This window comes from Dyella kyungheensis, from assembly GCF_049913195.1.
Taxonomy (GTDB): domain Bacteria; phylum Pseudomonadota; class Gammaproteobacteria; order Xanthomonadales; family Rhodanobacteraceae; genus Dyella; species Dyella kyungheensis.
The window spans coordinates 1,257,308-1,270,952 of the sequence record NZ_CP183983.1; the positions used below are offsets into that span (position 1 = coordinate 1,257,308).

At 62.7% G+C, this 13,645-nt stretch carries 9 protein-coding genes; 2 read left to right on the forward strand and 7 right to left on the reverse strand.

The genetic code is table 11. The features are described from left to right. Nucleotides 1-297 precede the first annotated feature (297 nt). Nucleotides 298-771: a pilin gene (locus ACN9MB_RS05410; protein ID WP_426271036.1), complete on the reverse strand. Its 474-nt coding sequence runs from the start codon at nucleotides 769-771 to the stop codon at nucleotides 298-300. 543 nt (nucleotides 772-1,314) lie between these two features. On the opposite strand from ACN9MB_RS05410, the gene ACN9MB_RS05415 reads away from it, so the two are divergent. After that, the gene (locus ACN9MB_RS05415; RefSeq protein ID WP_426271037.1) at nucleotides 1,315-3,393 is read left to right on the forward strand and encodes a prolyl oligopeptidase family serine peptidase; all 2,079 of its coding nucleotides are present in this window, start codon (nucleotides 1,315-1,317) and stop codon (nucleotides 3,391-3,393) included. A gap of 78 nt (nucleotides 3,394-3,471) precedes the next feature. Here ACN9MB_RS05415 and corA read toward each other — a convergent pair whose 3' ends face one another. Continuing rightward, nucleotides 3,472-4,440, reverse strand: coding sequence for a magnesium/cobalt transporter CorA (gene corA / locus ACN9MB_RS05420; RefSeq protein WP_426271038.1), 969 nt, complete (start codon nucleotides 4,438-4,440; stop codon nucleotides 3,472-3,474). Nucleotides 4,441-4,609: 169 nt separating this feature from the next. Here corA and ACN9MB_RS05425 point away from each other — a divergent pair, with 169 nt between their 5' ends. Beyond that, nucleotides 4,610-6,577, forward strand: coding sequence for an acyltransferase family protein (locus ACN9MB_RS05425; RefSeq protein WP_426271039.1), 1,968 nt, complete (start codon nucleotides 4,610-4,612; stop codon nucleotides 6,575-6,577). A 28-nt stretch (nucleotides 6,578-6,605) separates the two neighbouring features. Here ACN9MB_RS05425 and ACN9MB_RS05430 read toward each other — a convergent pair whose 3' ends face one another. The 5 genes from ACN9MB_RS05430 to ACN9MB_RS05450 form a co-directional block, all read right to left on the reverse strand. Continuing rightward, complete coding sequence (locus ACN9MB_RS05430; protein ID WP_426271040.1) at nucleotides 6,606-7,883, reverse strand: DUF4105 domain-containing protein; 1,278 nt, start codon at nucleotides 7,881-7,883, stop codon at nucleotides 6,606-6,608. A gap of 2 nt (nucleotides 7,884-7,885) precedes the next feature. Next, nucleotides 7,886-8,731 (reverse strand): HlyC/CorC family transporter, encoded by an 846-nt coding sequence (locus ACN9MB_RS05435; protein WP_204635064.1) that lies wholly within the window; start codon nucleotides 8,729-8,731, stop codon nucleotides 7,886-7,888. 141 nt (nucleotides 8,732-8,872) lie between these two features. Beyond that, nucleotides 8,873-10,390 carry an efflux transporter outer membrane subunit gene (locus ACN9MB_RS05440; RefSeq protein ID WP_426271041.1) on the reverse strand — a complete coding sequence of 506 codons (1,518 nt, stop codon included), beginning with the start codon at nucleotides 10,388-10,390 and terminating at the stop codon, nucleotides 8,873-8,875. 14 nt (nucleotides 10,391-10,404) lie between these two features. Further along, nucleotides 10,405-12,375, reverse strand: a complete 1,971-nt coding sequence (locus ACN9MB_RS05445; protein WP_426271042.1) for a glycosyltransferase family 2 protein — start codon at nucleotides 12,373-12,375, stop codon at nucleotides 10,405-10,407. Then, nucleotides 12,372-13,634 (reverse strand): hypothetical protein, encoded by a 1,263-nt coding sequence (locus ACN9MB_RS05450; protein WP_426271043.1) that lies wholly within the window; start codon nucleotides 13,632-13,634, stop codon nucleotides 12,372-12,374. Before ACN9MB_RS05450 ends, ACN9MB_RS05445 begins: the two co-directional genes overlap by 4 nt. Nucleotides 13,635-13,645 lie beyond the last annotated feature (11 nt).

Below are 13,645 nucleotides of genomic sequence, written 5' to 3' on the forward strand. Positions count from 1 at the left end.
GCAGTTTCGTGTCCATTGGTTTTCGCGGTTCCGCACTAACTGGCCGAGACAAGCTGGGGTTCCCGAGAAACGATCATTGAATAGCGGGCTCCGCAATGTGGCGCGATTATTTAGATCATACAGTCTTGCCCCCGCTTGATCCCTGAGATCGCATGCAGAAAAGGATTGACGAGGCTTTGAGGCACGGTCACCAAAATGCTGCTCTCTCGGAGGTGCTAGCTCGGAGTTCATTGCGCCGGCCAAAAAAAGACCCCTCCAAAAGGAGGGGTCCGGTAAAACTCAGGCGTAACCTTGCGATTACTGCGAGCCGGCCTTGCAGACCTGCGGCAGATACTTGCCCGAAATGGAGGAAGAATCCTGCGTGCCGTCCGCCAGGCACTGCCACGTGATGGTGCCGCCATTGTTCGTGCTTGCAAAGGTGACGACCTTGGTCGCCAGCGGCGTCGACACCGAGCCCGCGGCCTTAAATTTGACTTCGATCAGGCAGGTGGTGGTTGCTGCCGACTTCAGGTCGACCTGGGAGACGTACTTGCCGACATAGGCAGTATTCGTCTGGAACCCGGTGGTGGTGTTGCTCGGGCACCCGCCGGTCTGGTTGAACCATTCTACGATCGGCGTCTTCAGACCATCAGCCACAGTCTGCGATTCCGAGAACTGCGACTTGGTGATGTAGTTCTGGTACTGCGGGATGGCGATGGCGGCCAGGATCGCGATGATCGCCACGACGATCATCAATTCGATCAGGGTGAAGCCCTTCTGCACGTTCTTCATGGTGGTTCCTCTGTTTTTGGTTAGCTAACCGGTAATGCCCCCTGAGCCCCGGTCCCGATTCCCCCTAGGCGGGAACGGACCCCCTTACTGCGGCCTGGAACGACCAGGAAGCTCGCGGCAATTGCAGCACGTTGTGTGCCACGCATGCCGTTTGGCAGGTCCCCGCTTTGGGGCGGGTGTGTGGATTGTGCATAGGGTCACGAGACGCGGCAACCTGATTGGCCCGCTGTTTTTGCAGGATTGTCGAGCCGGTCTCGGTGCGGTGATGGCCTATGCTGAGACAGGGCACAAAGTGACGCAGCGCGTCAGTGAAATAGTGAGACGGCTGTCTCAAAGTGCTCTGGATGGTCACATCCATGGGACTTTGACCGCTGACGTGGCGCCTGTTTTCGGGCTTCGCCGACACCTGCAAGTCGCCATCGACATCCTGGCGACACCCGTGGCTAGCACATCCTGCCTGATGGCCATGCCGCACCAAGCCTTGCCTCAGACCCCCGCCGACTCGTAACGTCAGCGCTTTCGCAACACCCAGGAACCCCACCCATGAAACCCTTGTTTGTCGCGCTGGCGCTCGCGCTGGCCGGTACCTCCGCCATGGCGGCTGAGGTCGAAAACCACGGCTCCCACCCCTTCAACATCCGCGATCTGGTGATGATGGATCGCGTTGGCGATCCGCAGCTGTCCCCGGATGGCCGCCAGGCGCTGTACACCGTGCGCGCCACCGACTACGCCGCGAACAAGGGCGTGACCTCGATCTATGTGCTCGACGTGGCCAAAGGCGGTGCGCCGGTCAAGCTGGTGGAGAAGGCTTCCTCGCCGCGTTGGGCGCCCGACGGTTCGGCTATCTATTACGTTGCCGAGAAGGATGGCGTCTCGCAGTTGTGGCGTCGCCCGCTGGGTGCAACGGCCACGGCATCGCAGGTGACGCATGCACCGATCGATGTCGATGGCTATAAGCTTTCACCCGATGGCAAGAAAGTGTTGCTGACGTTTGGTGTGTTCACCGATTGCGTCGATCTGGCCTGCACCAAGGAGCGTCTGGACGGCCGCGCCAAGGACAAGGCCTCCGGTACGGTCTACGACAAACTCTTCGTGCGTCATTGGGATACGTGGGCCGACGGTCGCCGCGCGCAGCTTTACATCGCGGACCTCGATCAGCCTGCAGCGCAACCCGTGCTTCTGACGCGAGGCATCGATGGCGACGTCCCGAGCAAGCCATTCGGTGACGACGGCGAGTTCAGCTTCTCGCCCGATGGCAGGACCGTGTATTTCGATGTGCGCGTCGCGGGCAACAGCGAGCCGTGGTCGACCAATTTCCACGTCTACAGCGTGCCGGCCGATGGCTCGGCGGCACCGCGCAACCTGACCCCTGAAAATCAGGCGTGGGATGCGTTCCCGGTGCCCTCGCCGGATGGCAAGACGCTGTACTACCTTGCCATGAAGACGCCGGCATCCGAGTCGGATCGCTTCCGCATCATGGCGCTGGACCTGGCCAGCGGTCAGAAGCGCGAAGTGGCACCGAACTGGGACCGCTCGGCGGGCGGTATGCAGGTATCGGCCGATGGCAAGACGCTCTACGTCACCGCAGACGACAACGGACAGCACCCGCTGTTTGCCGTCGACGTGGCCAGCGGCAAAGCCACCACGCTCGTCACCAACGGCGAAGTGGGCGGCTATTCGCTGGGCAAATCGTCGCTACTCGTACAGCGCGATGACCTGAAGCGTTCGGCGGATCTCTATACCGCCGACCTGCAGGGCAAGGGCCTCAAGCAGGTCACGCATTACAACGCCGAGCAGCTCAAGAAGGCGCAGATGGGCGAGCCGGAGTTCTTTACCTTCAAGGGTTGGAACAACGAAACGGTGCAGGGCTATGTGGTGAAGCCGGTGGGCTACAAGGCCGGCAAGAAATATCCGGTGGCCTTCATTATCCACGGCGGCCCGCAGGGTGCGATGAACAACAGCTGGAGCTATCGCTGGAACCCGCAGACGTACGCAGGCCAGGGCTTCGCGGTGGTCACCATCAACTTCCACGGTTCCACCGGCTACGGTCAGGCATTCACCGATTCGATCTCGGGAGACTGGGGTGGCAAGCCGCTGGAAGACCTCAAGGCGGGCTGGAGCGCTGCACTGTCCAAGTACAGCTTCCTCGACGGCGATCGCGCTTGCGCGCTGGGCGCCAGCTACGGCGGCTACATGATCTACTGGATCGCCGGTGTGTGGAACCAGCCCTGGAAGTGCCTGGTGGATCACGACGGCGTGTTCGACGCCCGCGCCATGTACTACGACACCGAAGAGCTCTGGTTCGAAGAGCGCGAGAACGGTGGCACGCAGTACGAGCACCCGGAAAACTACGAGAAGTTCAACCCGGTCAACCACGTCAAGGATTGGCGCGTGCCGATGCTGGTCGTGCATTCGGCCAAGGACTTCCGCATTCCGGACACGCAAGGCCTGGGTGCCTTCACGGCGCTGCAGCGTCGCGGCATTCCGAGCAAGCTGCTGCACTTCCCGGACGAGAACCATTGGGTGCTCAAGCCGCAGAACAGCGTGCAGTGGCATGAAACGGTCAATGCGTGGCTGAAGCAGTGGACGGCCACGGATGCGTCCGCACCCGCCAGCAAGTGATGGCTGAGTTTCAGATGTAAAAACGGCGGCCTCCGGGCCGCCGTTTTCTTTTGCGCGTGAGCGGAAGTAAACCGCCGATCAGAGCCAGCGGTTGCGCTTGAGGATGAAGTAGATCGTGGTCACGATGGCAAGCACCAGACCGATGATCATGGGATACGCCCAGGGCTTACTGAGCTCGGGCATATGCGCGAAGTTCATGCCGTACCAGCTGGTGATCAGCGTGGGGGCGGCGAGCATGGCAGCGTAACCGGCGAGGCGCTTCATCACCTCGTTCTGGCCGAAGGTCACCAGCGACAAGTTCACGTTGATGGCTGCCGCGAGCATTTCGCGCATCGCGCTGATCGATTCGTTGACGCGGAACACGTGGTCGTAGACGTCGCGGAAATAGGCGCGCAGTTCGTCGGGAATGAGTTGCGGATGCTGGCGCACGAGCTGGCTGATGATGTCCTGCATCGGCGCCACGGCGAGGCGTAGTGTCATCAGGTCGCGCTGCATGTCGTACAGGCGGCGGATCGTGCTGCGCCTGAAGGTGTCGGAGAAGATGTCCTTCTCCAGCTCCTGCAGCTCCTCGCGGAAGTCGCGCACGATGGGCAACAGGTTGTCGACGATGAAGTCGAGGACGCCGTACAGGCCATACGCCGGACCGAGCGCGAGCAGATCCGGGGTGTGCTCGCAGTTGCGGCGAGCTGGCGCGTAGGAAAGCGAGGCGCCGTGGCGAACGGTGACCAGATACCGCGGTCCCAGGAACACGTGGGTTTCGCCGAATGCGATATGCCCGTTGACCACCTGTGCGGTTTGCACCACCACGAACAGCGAATCGCCGTAGGTTTCGATCTTGGTGCGCTGGTGCGCCGCCTGGGCGTCCTCGATCGCAAGATCGTGCAGGTCGAACTCTTCCTGCAGCTTGTGCAATAGCGCCTCGTCGGGCTCATGCAGCCCAACCCACACGAAGGTGTCGGGCTGCTTCAGCACTTCACTGATGTCATCGACGCCGATGTCGCCAATGCGTTGCCCATCGAAGCGATAGGCGACGCAGTTCACGACCATGGAGGTCGTGGGGACGTGCGATTGCGCGGAAATTATGGGAGATGAGGGCATGATGTCCATGATGTCCCTTGCGCAAGCTCAAGCGCAATTCAAAGTGTGGATGGCTTTGGCACAAATGCCTGCCCCTCGCTACTATTCGAGATTATAGGGGACTGGGGAAGGCGATTTCATGAAGTCGGACGAGTATCGGCTGGGACATCGCAGCGATATTGAAGGGCTGCGCGCGGTGGCGGTGCTGCTGGTCATCGGGGCGCACGCTGGCGTGCCCTGGCTCTCTGGCGGTTTCGTCGGAGTGGACGTGTTTTTTGTCCTGTCCGGTTTTCTGATCACTGGCTTGTTGTTGTGTGAGTTGTCTGGCACCGCGCGCATCGATTTCGCACGCTTCTATCTCCGGCGACTTCGGCGGCTCATGCCGGCTTTGATACTGATGGTCGTTCTTGTGTCGCTGGGGGCGGTAGTCCTGCTGGGGCCAGCCGAGCAGGTGGTGCAGGCAGACACTGCAGCTCTGGCCACGCTATGGCTTAGCAATGTTTCGTTTGCGCTGACGCAGATCGATTACTTTGGGCCGGTCGCTGATACCAACCTCTTTCTGCACACTTGGTCGCTCGGCGTGGAAGAGCAGTTTTACCTAGTGTGGCCGGCGCTGCTTCTCTGGTCCTTGGGCCGACGGCGCGATGGGTTGCCTGCGGCAAGGCTCAAGTTTGTCATGCTGGCGATTTTTGCGCTGAGTTTGGCCGCAAGCATTCTTTTGACGCCGCGATCTCCGCAGATCGCCTTCTATATGATGCCGGTGCGCGCCTGGGAGTTCGCTGCGGGTGCGCTGATCTGGCTCTATTTCGGAAACAGGCGCAGCGGCGCGGTTATGCTCGGGCAGGCCAAAGGCGCCACGGCAATCGATGTAATGGGTTGGCTTGGTCTTTTGATGATCGTGGGGGCCGCGATTGCCTATGGTGCCAAGATGTCGTATCCGGGGTGGCGCGCCGTGCTTCCGGTGTTCGGAACGACTGCCGTAATCGCGGCCGGGTGGAATGACAGCTCACGCGGTGTGTCCCTTTTGCTGTCCACGTCGTGGCTGCAGGCGATAGGCCGCGTTTCCTATTCATGGTATCTGTGGCATTGGCCGATCCTAGTGCTGGGCTACGCCGTGTCGGGTAGTCGTGAGCCATGGGTGCGCATTGCGGAAGTCGTGATTTCCCTGGCCTTTGCAGTTGTCTCTTATCGGCTTGTCGAATCGCCTGTTCGCAAGCAGGGCTTTTGGCTTGCTCGTCGCCGTTTCACCACGGTCGTTGCTCTTGGCATCACGGTGGCGATCTATTGTTTGTCCATGCAATGGTCGGTGACTGCTACAGAACAAAATCAGAGCCCCCTTTTTAGGCGCTACACCGGCGCGCATTTTGATGTGCCAGTTATCTATGCCAAGGGTTGCGACGATTCATTTCACAGCGAACGGGTGATGCCATGCGTTTTTGGCCCAGAGACTGCTGCGCATACGCTTGTACTTTTTGGGGACAGCATAGCCGGGCAATGGTTTCCCACGTTTCTGCAGATATCCTCAAAACTGGGCTGGCGATTGGTCGTGATCACGAAATCTGCTTGCCCGATGGCCGACGAGCCGTTCTTCTATACGCGCATTCGTCGCGAATATACGGAATGTTCATCGTGGCGACAGCAAGCCCTGAAGTATGTGGCGTCGATACACCCCGACGCCGTTGTTCTCAGTACGTCCGCTGATTATGAATTCTCCCAAGAACAATGGCTCGAGGGCGCGGCACGCATGCTTGGTGCATTGAGCGCGCAAGTGGGAAAGATCTACCTCTTGCGAAGTACCCCGCGACCGGGCTTCGATGGTCCGAGCTGTCTTGCCGCGTACGCACAGAGACCGCTGTGGCTTGGCCATGCGCCGCACTGCCAGGCAGTTATTGGCAGCGATTACGATTTCCAGGTCTATGCGCTGTTGAGTAGGGTCGCTGCGAAGTATTCGAACGTCCAAACCATCGATATGAATGACGCGATTTGCCCGAACCAACTATGCCGCGCCGAACTTCATGATCAAGTGGTATTCCGTGATAGCCAACATCTCACAGCGAGCTTTGCACGGTTCCTTTCGCCGGAGATGTTGCGCAGGCTTGCTCTCTGATAGAGAGTGGCTCAGAGCTAGCGCCCTATTACTTTACGCACGCCCTGTCAGGTTGTGGACGAAGTTCGTACGAAGCTTTGCGCATGCACCACGCCATCACGAGCCAGATCGGCAGCGCCAACAGCAGCCACGGCTGGTTCTGCTGCGCCACGCCAGGCAGCAGGTGCAGCAAGCAGGCGATGAGGACGGCGAGCAGTTGCAGCGCGATCAGGCCGGTGGCGAAGCGGGACGCGGGCAAGCGCTTGCGTGACCGCCACAGCGCGGGCAGCAGGAAGAAGGCGAGGGGATTGAACAGCAGCAGGTTGACGTTGCCCCATGCCGAGTGATGCGTGGTGAGTGTCCACAGGATCAGCAGGGTGACGCCAACAAGGCCTGCGAGGACCAGATACAGCGAGCCCAGCAGCGCGTAAAGCAGGGGTGCAAAGCGATACGTGGCGAGCAAGAGAAAGGCGAAGAGCAGGCCGGCCAACGCCAGGGGCAGACGAAGATCCGGTGCCGTTGCAGGCGGCGCATCGAGGCGATTGGGCGACAGCAGCTGTTCGTCCAGCACCAGCGGTTGCGCGCGGCCTTCCGCGTTGTTCACCGTGACATGGTTGATTTCCCGCTGCAGCTCCATCGGCAGGAACGCTTCCTGCCATGCGTTCATCGGCTGGTCGGCGTAGGGGCCAAGGCCAAGGTCGAGAATCAGCATCAGCCATGCCTGTTGACTCATCAGGCGAGCCGTTTGCTGGCGATACGTCATGCCGCCGGGGCGCGCTTCGAGCTGCGGCTTAAGGGTGCCGCCGAGTGCTTTGTCGAGTGCGTCGCGCACGCGGGTGGCGCAGTTGCGTACGTAGTAGTCGTAGTCGTAGCGCGCGTTTTCGGGCTGCAGGTTCCACAGCAGGTAGTCGCGCATGTCCGCGGCCTGGGCCGCGGTGAAGGCGAGGCGCTGGCGCGTTACCGAGCGGCCGACTTCGGTGTAGTAGTGCTGGTCGACGTCGGACGGCGCGGCGTCCATCAGGTAGTGCATCTGGCCGCGGGCGAAATTCAGCAGGAAGCCGCTTTCGTCGAAGTCGAACACGCCGTAGTTGAAGGTGACGGCTTCGCCGCTCACCGTGTCGCGCAGCTCGATGGCGTCGTGACCGAAGCGCTCCCAGTAGGTATCGCCGGGCCCATAGGTGATCAGCGACACTTCGAGGTTGCTGCCCGGCGCATTGGCTACGCCGGCGCTCGCCAGCGCCGGCCAGAACAGCACGCAGCAAAGCAACAGGCTGGCGACAAAGCGGCCAAGGCGCACCGGCGCCGGCGTCCTGCCTTGAGGATGCACGTTCAGTTTTCCTGGCGGGTCACGCGGAACGCCTGCACGCGGCGGTCGTCCGCTTCGGTGACGTGGAACAGGTAGTCGCCGATCACGATTTCCTCGCCCACTTCCGGCAGATGGCCGAACTCGGAGGTGCACATGCCGCCTACCGTGTCGAACTCCTCGTCGGAGAAGTTGGCGCCCGTCTGCTCGTTGAAATCGGCGATCGGGGTCAGCGCGCTGACCACCCAGTCGCCGCCCGATTGCTCGTGCATCAGCGTGGGTTCTTCCTCATCGTCGTGCTCGTCGTCGATCTCGCCGACGATCTGTTCGAGCACGTCCTCGATGGTGATCAGGCCGGCGACGCCGCCGTATTCGTCAACGACCAGCGCCATGTGGTTGCGCGTGTGGCGGAACTCCGCCAGCAGCACATTCAGGCGCATGGATTCGGGAATGAGCACCGCCGGGCGCAGCACGCTGGCGATGTCGAAATGATCGCCATTGCCCACGAAACGCAGCAGATCCTTGGCGAGCAGGATGCCGAGGATGTCGTCCTTGTCTTCGCCGTGCACGGGGAAGCGCGAGTGGCCCGATTCGACCACGGTCTCGAGGATGTCTTTCAGGGGGGCTTCGGCCGAGAGCATCACGATCTGCGCGCGCGGGATCATGACGTCGTCCACGCTCAGCTCGGTGACCTTGATCGCACCCTCGACCATGGTCAGGGTGTCGATGGACATCAGGCCGTTGGCCTGGGCGGTGCGCAGCTCGTCGATGAGCTCCTTGCGGTTGCGCGGCTCGCCAGAAAACATGTGGCCCAGTCGATCCCACCAACTGCGGTGAGCCGGGCCGCTGGTACTGCCAGGGTCCTCGTTCATTACTCGTGCGGATGCTGCCCAAGGTCGGGCGGAATGGCCAGTCTAACGGAAAATTCGTGACGATTCAGGAACAAGGCGTAGGGCGACAGGGGCGCCGATACAGCAAGGGCGGCTCCGTCCGTACCGTGAGCAGCCTTGGATTCAGCGGGCGCTGGCCGTGGCCGACGGCTGCGACGGCGCCCTGGCGACCCCGGCCGTCTGGCCGCGGCCGCCATTCCAGCCGCCGCCCAGGGCCTTGTATAGGTTGACCTGGTTCACCGCCTGGTCGAGTTCCAGGCCGACCAGTTTTTGCTGGGCGGCATACAGCGAACGCTGGGCGTCCTGGGTGGCGATGTAGTCGTCCATGCCTTCCTTGAAGCGGACCTGCGAGATGCCGTAGACGCGTTGCGACTGGTCGACCAGCTCCTGCTGGGCCTTGAGCTCGGGCACGATGTGGTCGCGCACGGCCAGCGCGTCGGCTACCTCGCGGAAGGCCTGCTGCACGGTGCCCTCGTAGGCGGCCGTGGCGCCGGTGTAGCGGGCCTTGCTGGCGGAGAGCTCGTTCTTGTTCTTGCCCCAGTCCAGCAGCGGCATGGTGGCCGAAGCACCGGCGTTCCATGCCAGCGAGCCGGCCGAGAACAGGTTGGAGAGGCCGCCGCTCAACGCGCCGAGCGCAGCGGTGAGCGCGATGTTCGGGAAGAAGGCGGCACGGGCGCGGCCGATGTCGGCGTTGGCCGCGCGCAGGCGGTCCTCGGCAGCGACGATGTCGGGACGGCGATCGAGCAGGGACGAGGGGAGTCCCGCCGGCACATCGGTCAACAGCGGTGCCTGCCACTGGCTCGGGGTGCCGTAGCCCGCCGGCAGCGGCTGGCCGATCAGCACCGTTATGCCGTTGATGTCCTTGGCGATGCGGGTCTGCACGTCTTCGACGTCCACCTGGGCGGCGCTTACCTGGGTTTGCGATCGGCGCATGTCGAACTCCGACACGCCGCCGTCCCTGAAAGCCTTCTGCATCACCTGCGCGTGTTGCTGCTGCGCGGCGAGCGTCTGCTGGGCCAGTTGCAGCAGTGCACGATCCGCATTCAGCGACAGATAGGCGTTGGCCACTTCGCCGATCACGGCGATGCGGGCGGCCTGGTAATCGGCGGCGCTGGCCTCGGCCAGCTTGCCCGACTCGTGTGCAATGGCGCGCTGGTGACCGAAGAAATCGAGTTCGTAATTGGTCATGCCGGCCTGCGCCTGGAAGGTATTGAACGAGGCGGCGGTGGTTCGGTTGTTCTGGATCGGGCCCAGCAGTCCGTTGCTCGGTTGTTGGGTCATTCCCGGCAAACGCTGGCGTCCGGCGTAACCCTGCAGATCGATTTCGGGAAACAGATTCGCTCGCGCCACACCATAGCCCGCACGCGCCTCGGCCATGTTGGCGGCAGCGATGCGCAGGTCGCGGTTGTTGTCCAGCGCAATCTCGATCAGGCGTTGCAGCGCCTGGTCCTTGAAGAAGTCACGCCATTCCAGTTCGGGCATTGCAGGCGCGGGTGCGGCCGTGGTCGAGGCCTGGGTGGTTCTCGCCTGTTCGGGATAGCGGTTGGGTACCGGCATGCTCGGGCGCTGATAGGTCGGTTCCATCGTGCAGGCGGCAAGCAGGCAGGTGGTAAGAGACGCAGCGACAATCAAGGGCTTCATGGCTAGCTCCGGAATCAGCGCGAAGAAAAAGGCAGGCCGGCGAGACGGGCCAGGCGAAGGAAGGCACGCAGCGGCCGCGCCTTGGTGGCAACGTTGTGCGGTGTGTGGCTGAAGATCAGTTCGATGAGTCGATGCCGCAATGTTTCATTGGTTTCGAAGTGCACGCACAGGCGGCGCCTGCTGTGGCGGGCGACCCGTGCCGGCACCCAGCCCACCTCGGGAACCAGCACGCGCAGCCGTTCGCCACGTGCGGGCATGCCGGGGCCGCGGCGCAGGGCGGCACCACTGAGTGAGATATCGATGAATTGGCTGGTTTCCTCCCGCGCACCCACCCGCCAGCGTGTGCCGCGGTGGAACGGAAAGCGCTCTTCCTGGCGCAGTCGCGGAAGATCCACGCAGGCCATGATGGCGGCCAGGTTGAGCACCAGGGCAATCAGCGTCCAGCCGAGGTTGAACACGGTGCCGGCGCTCATGTCGGCATTCATGATGGTGTTCGCCGCACCGGCCTGGAGCAGCAGCATCAGCGCGATGAAGAAGCCGGCGAGCCGCCAGTGCACCACGACCTTGCTGCGATCCAGCCCTTTGGCGGTGACCTTGAACGGACGTCCAAACGGACGGATGCAGGCCGAGATGATGGTTCGGGTCACGGCGTAGGCCGCCACCAGCTGGGTCACCTCGGTGAAGATCGGCAGCGTCTTGCGTTCGGTGATCCACGGGCCGTAGAACCAGAAGCCGATCAGTGCCGGCAGGCCGTAATACAGGAATCGCTCCGGCGAGGTGTAGAACGCGGCGATGCCGAAGTACCAGTACAGCACCGGTGCCACCAGCATCATCAGCAGGAACGGCTTGCCGATCCAGTGCAGCATGCCGTGGATGTAATGCAGGCGGTCGATCAATCGGTAGCCCGAGCCACGCAAGGGGCCATCCTTGAGCAACGCCACCTGCATGGTGCCCAGGCACCAGCGGCCGCGCTGGTTGATGTATTCCACCAGCCCTTCGGCGGAAAGCCCCACGGAAAGACGCTCGTTGAGCCATCGCGTGATGTGGCCGCCTTTGCGCAACAGGTAGGTGGTGTGGATGTCTTCGCACACGCTGTCGGTGGGGAAGCCGCCGGCGTCGGTGATCGCCTTGCGCGAAATCACGAACGACGTGCCTACGCAGAATGCCGAGTCCCACGCGTCGCGCGACGGCTGGAACACGTCGAAGAACACGCGTTGCTCGTCCACCCAGCTGTCGGTCGCACCCAGATTGTGCTGGATCGGATCGGCGTTGTAGTAGAACTGTGGCGTCTGCACCAGCGCCACCTCGGGGTCGGCGAACAGGCCGAGCACGCGATAGAGGATGTTTTTCTGCGCCGCGAAATCGGCGTCCAGCACCAGGATGTAGGGCGCATTGGTGTGGCCGGCGGAGAGCCGCAGGCCGTTGTTGAGGTTGCCGGCCTTGGCATGGCGGTTGTCGGGTCGGCGGGTGTAGTTCACGCCCAGCTCGGCGCAGCGGTCGCGCAGCCAGTCGCGGCGCGTATCGTCCAGTACCCAAACGGCGACATGGGGATAGTCGATCGCCTTGGCGGCAACGATGGTCTTCTCCAGGATCTGCCAGTCCTCGTTGTAGGTGGCGATGAAGACGTCCACCGCGGGCACATTGGCACCGGCCGCGCGCAGGCGGACTTCGCCGGCATCGGCCTGCGGGCGGTTGTCGCGTCGACGCACCATCACCGCGATGGCCGCCAGCGTGTACACGATGGAGACCATCTCGAAGGCATAGAACACGTACGACCACACGCTGGCGAGGCCGTGGGTGGGATCGGGCAGCGTGTCGGCCGTACGCCAGAGCGCGTAACGCAGCAGCAATCCGCCGGACAACAGGCCGAACAGCAGGCGGTCAAACTGGCGATGCGGATTGGCAAAGCGCGCCATTCCCGCGCCGAGGAGCAAGGTAAGCCCGATCACTTCGAGCATGGACATGTCGTCGAAGGGAAAGCTCATGGCGTCTGCTCCGCGTGGGCAATCGCGTGACCCACGAAGGGATTCCAGCCTTTGGCGGCCAAGGCAGCCCAGGCGGTCGCGCCAAGATGAGGCTGGTGGTAGTAGAAAAAGTCGGCGTAGGTGGAGGTTGGGCCGATCGCAAAGTCGGTGGCGATGCGCGGCTGCGGCGTGGCGTAGAGCATGCCGCCGCTGCTGCGCTGTGCAGCGAGCACCTGCCACAGCGCATCAGGCACGGTCTTTCCGCTCGCCTGCAGTGTCGTGGCGACCTGCGCCGTTCCCTCGGTCCACACGCCGTCTGGCTGGCGGCGATAGCCGTAGCCGTCGCCGCTTCGATGTTGCGAGTCGACCCAGGACCACACCTGATTCCAGTCGGAGGGGTGCGGATCGAAAGCGAGCAGCGGCCATACCTGTGCGTCGAGCCCGGATTTGTCGCGGGAAAGCGTCTTGCCGTCGTCCAGCGTGCCCACGAAAAAGCGGTGCTGGGCCGGGTCCCACATCGACCTCACGAAGTCTCCCGCCAGCTTGGCCTGTTGCGTCAACGCGGCGTCGCCGGCCTCGCGTCCGGCCCATGTCGCGGCCGCATAGACGTCCAGATTGTGTTCCGTGGCCTTCCAGTGCTGTGGGCGTTGGGCGTTGTCGTAACCGAACACGCCACCCTCGTAAGCGGCGGGCGCCTTGCCCAATGTGTGAGCCTGTATCCAGCGCAGCTGGGCCACGGCGGCATCCAGGTATCGCCGGTCGTGGCTGCTGTCATGGACGGTGAGCAACAACAGGGCTGCCCATGCGGCGTTACCGGTGGCCGTGCCGACCTGATAAGGATCCTGGCTCCAGTAGTTGCCCTTGCTCTCCCAATAGCCAGGCAATTCAACTTTGTCGTCTGCGATCGCGCCGCTGCGATAGGCGTTGCGAAGACGGCCATCGTTGAAGCTGGGGTCGTGCGACGCAGCGATCAGCAGCGCATCGGCGATGCGCCTGGCTTGCGCGGCGTCGCCGCAAGCCGTGAGCGCGATGCCGGCCAGTGCGTTGTCGTAGACGAACGCCACGTTCTCCAGCGCTCTCACCGATCCGGGCTGCAGATTCGGATAGCTGGACAACAGCATGGGACCTTGCCCGGGAATGGCCGTGGCGGCCGAGCGCAGCGCGGAGCAGGTGCCATCGGCAAGCTGCTGCCGGGTCGTGTCGGTGGACAGCGCGGACCCGGAAGCCATCATGGCCAGAAGCAGTGCGATGCTGGGGAAGTAACGTCGTCGTACGAACATGCAGACCTCCA

Bases quoted from the DNA above. Each gene is read 5' to 3' on its own strand.
- ACN9MB_RS05445 (WP_426271042.1), bottom strand. From the start codon at position 12,375: ATGAGCTTTCCCTTCGACGACATGTCCATGCTCGAAGTGATCGGGCTT.
- ACN9MB_RS05450 (WP_426271043.1), bottom strand. From the start codon at position 13,634: ATGTTCGTACGACGACGTTACTTCCCCAGCATCGCACTGCTTCTGGCC.
- ACN9MB_RS05425 (WP_426271039.1), top strand. From the start codon at position 4,610: ATGAAGTCGGACGAGTATCGGCTGGGACATCGCAGCGATATTGAAGGG.
- ACN9MB_RS05410 (WP_426271036.1), bottom strand. From the start codon at position 771: ATGAAGAACGTGCAGAAGGGCTTCACCCTGATCGAATTGATGATCGTC.
- corA (WP_426271038.1), bottom strand. From the start codon at position 4,440: ATGGTCGTGAACTGCGTCGCCTATCGCTTCGATGGGCAACGCATTGGC.
- ACN9MB_RS05415 (WP_426271037.1), top strand. From the start codon at position 1,315: ATGAAACCCTTGTTTGTCGCGCTGGCGCTCGCGCTGGCCGGTACCTCC.
- ACN9MB_RS05440 (WP_426271041.1), bottom strand. From the start codon at position 10,390: ATGAAGCCCTTGATTGTCGCTGCGTCTCTTACCACCTGCCTGCTTGCC.
- ACN9MB_RS05435 (WP_204635064.1), bottom strand. From the start codon at position 8,731: ATGAACGAGGACCCTGGCAGTACCAGCGGCCCGGCTCACCGCAGTTGG.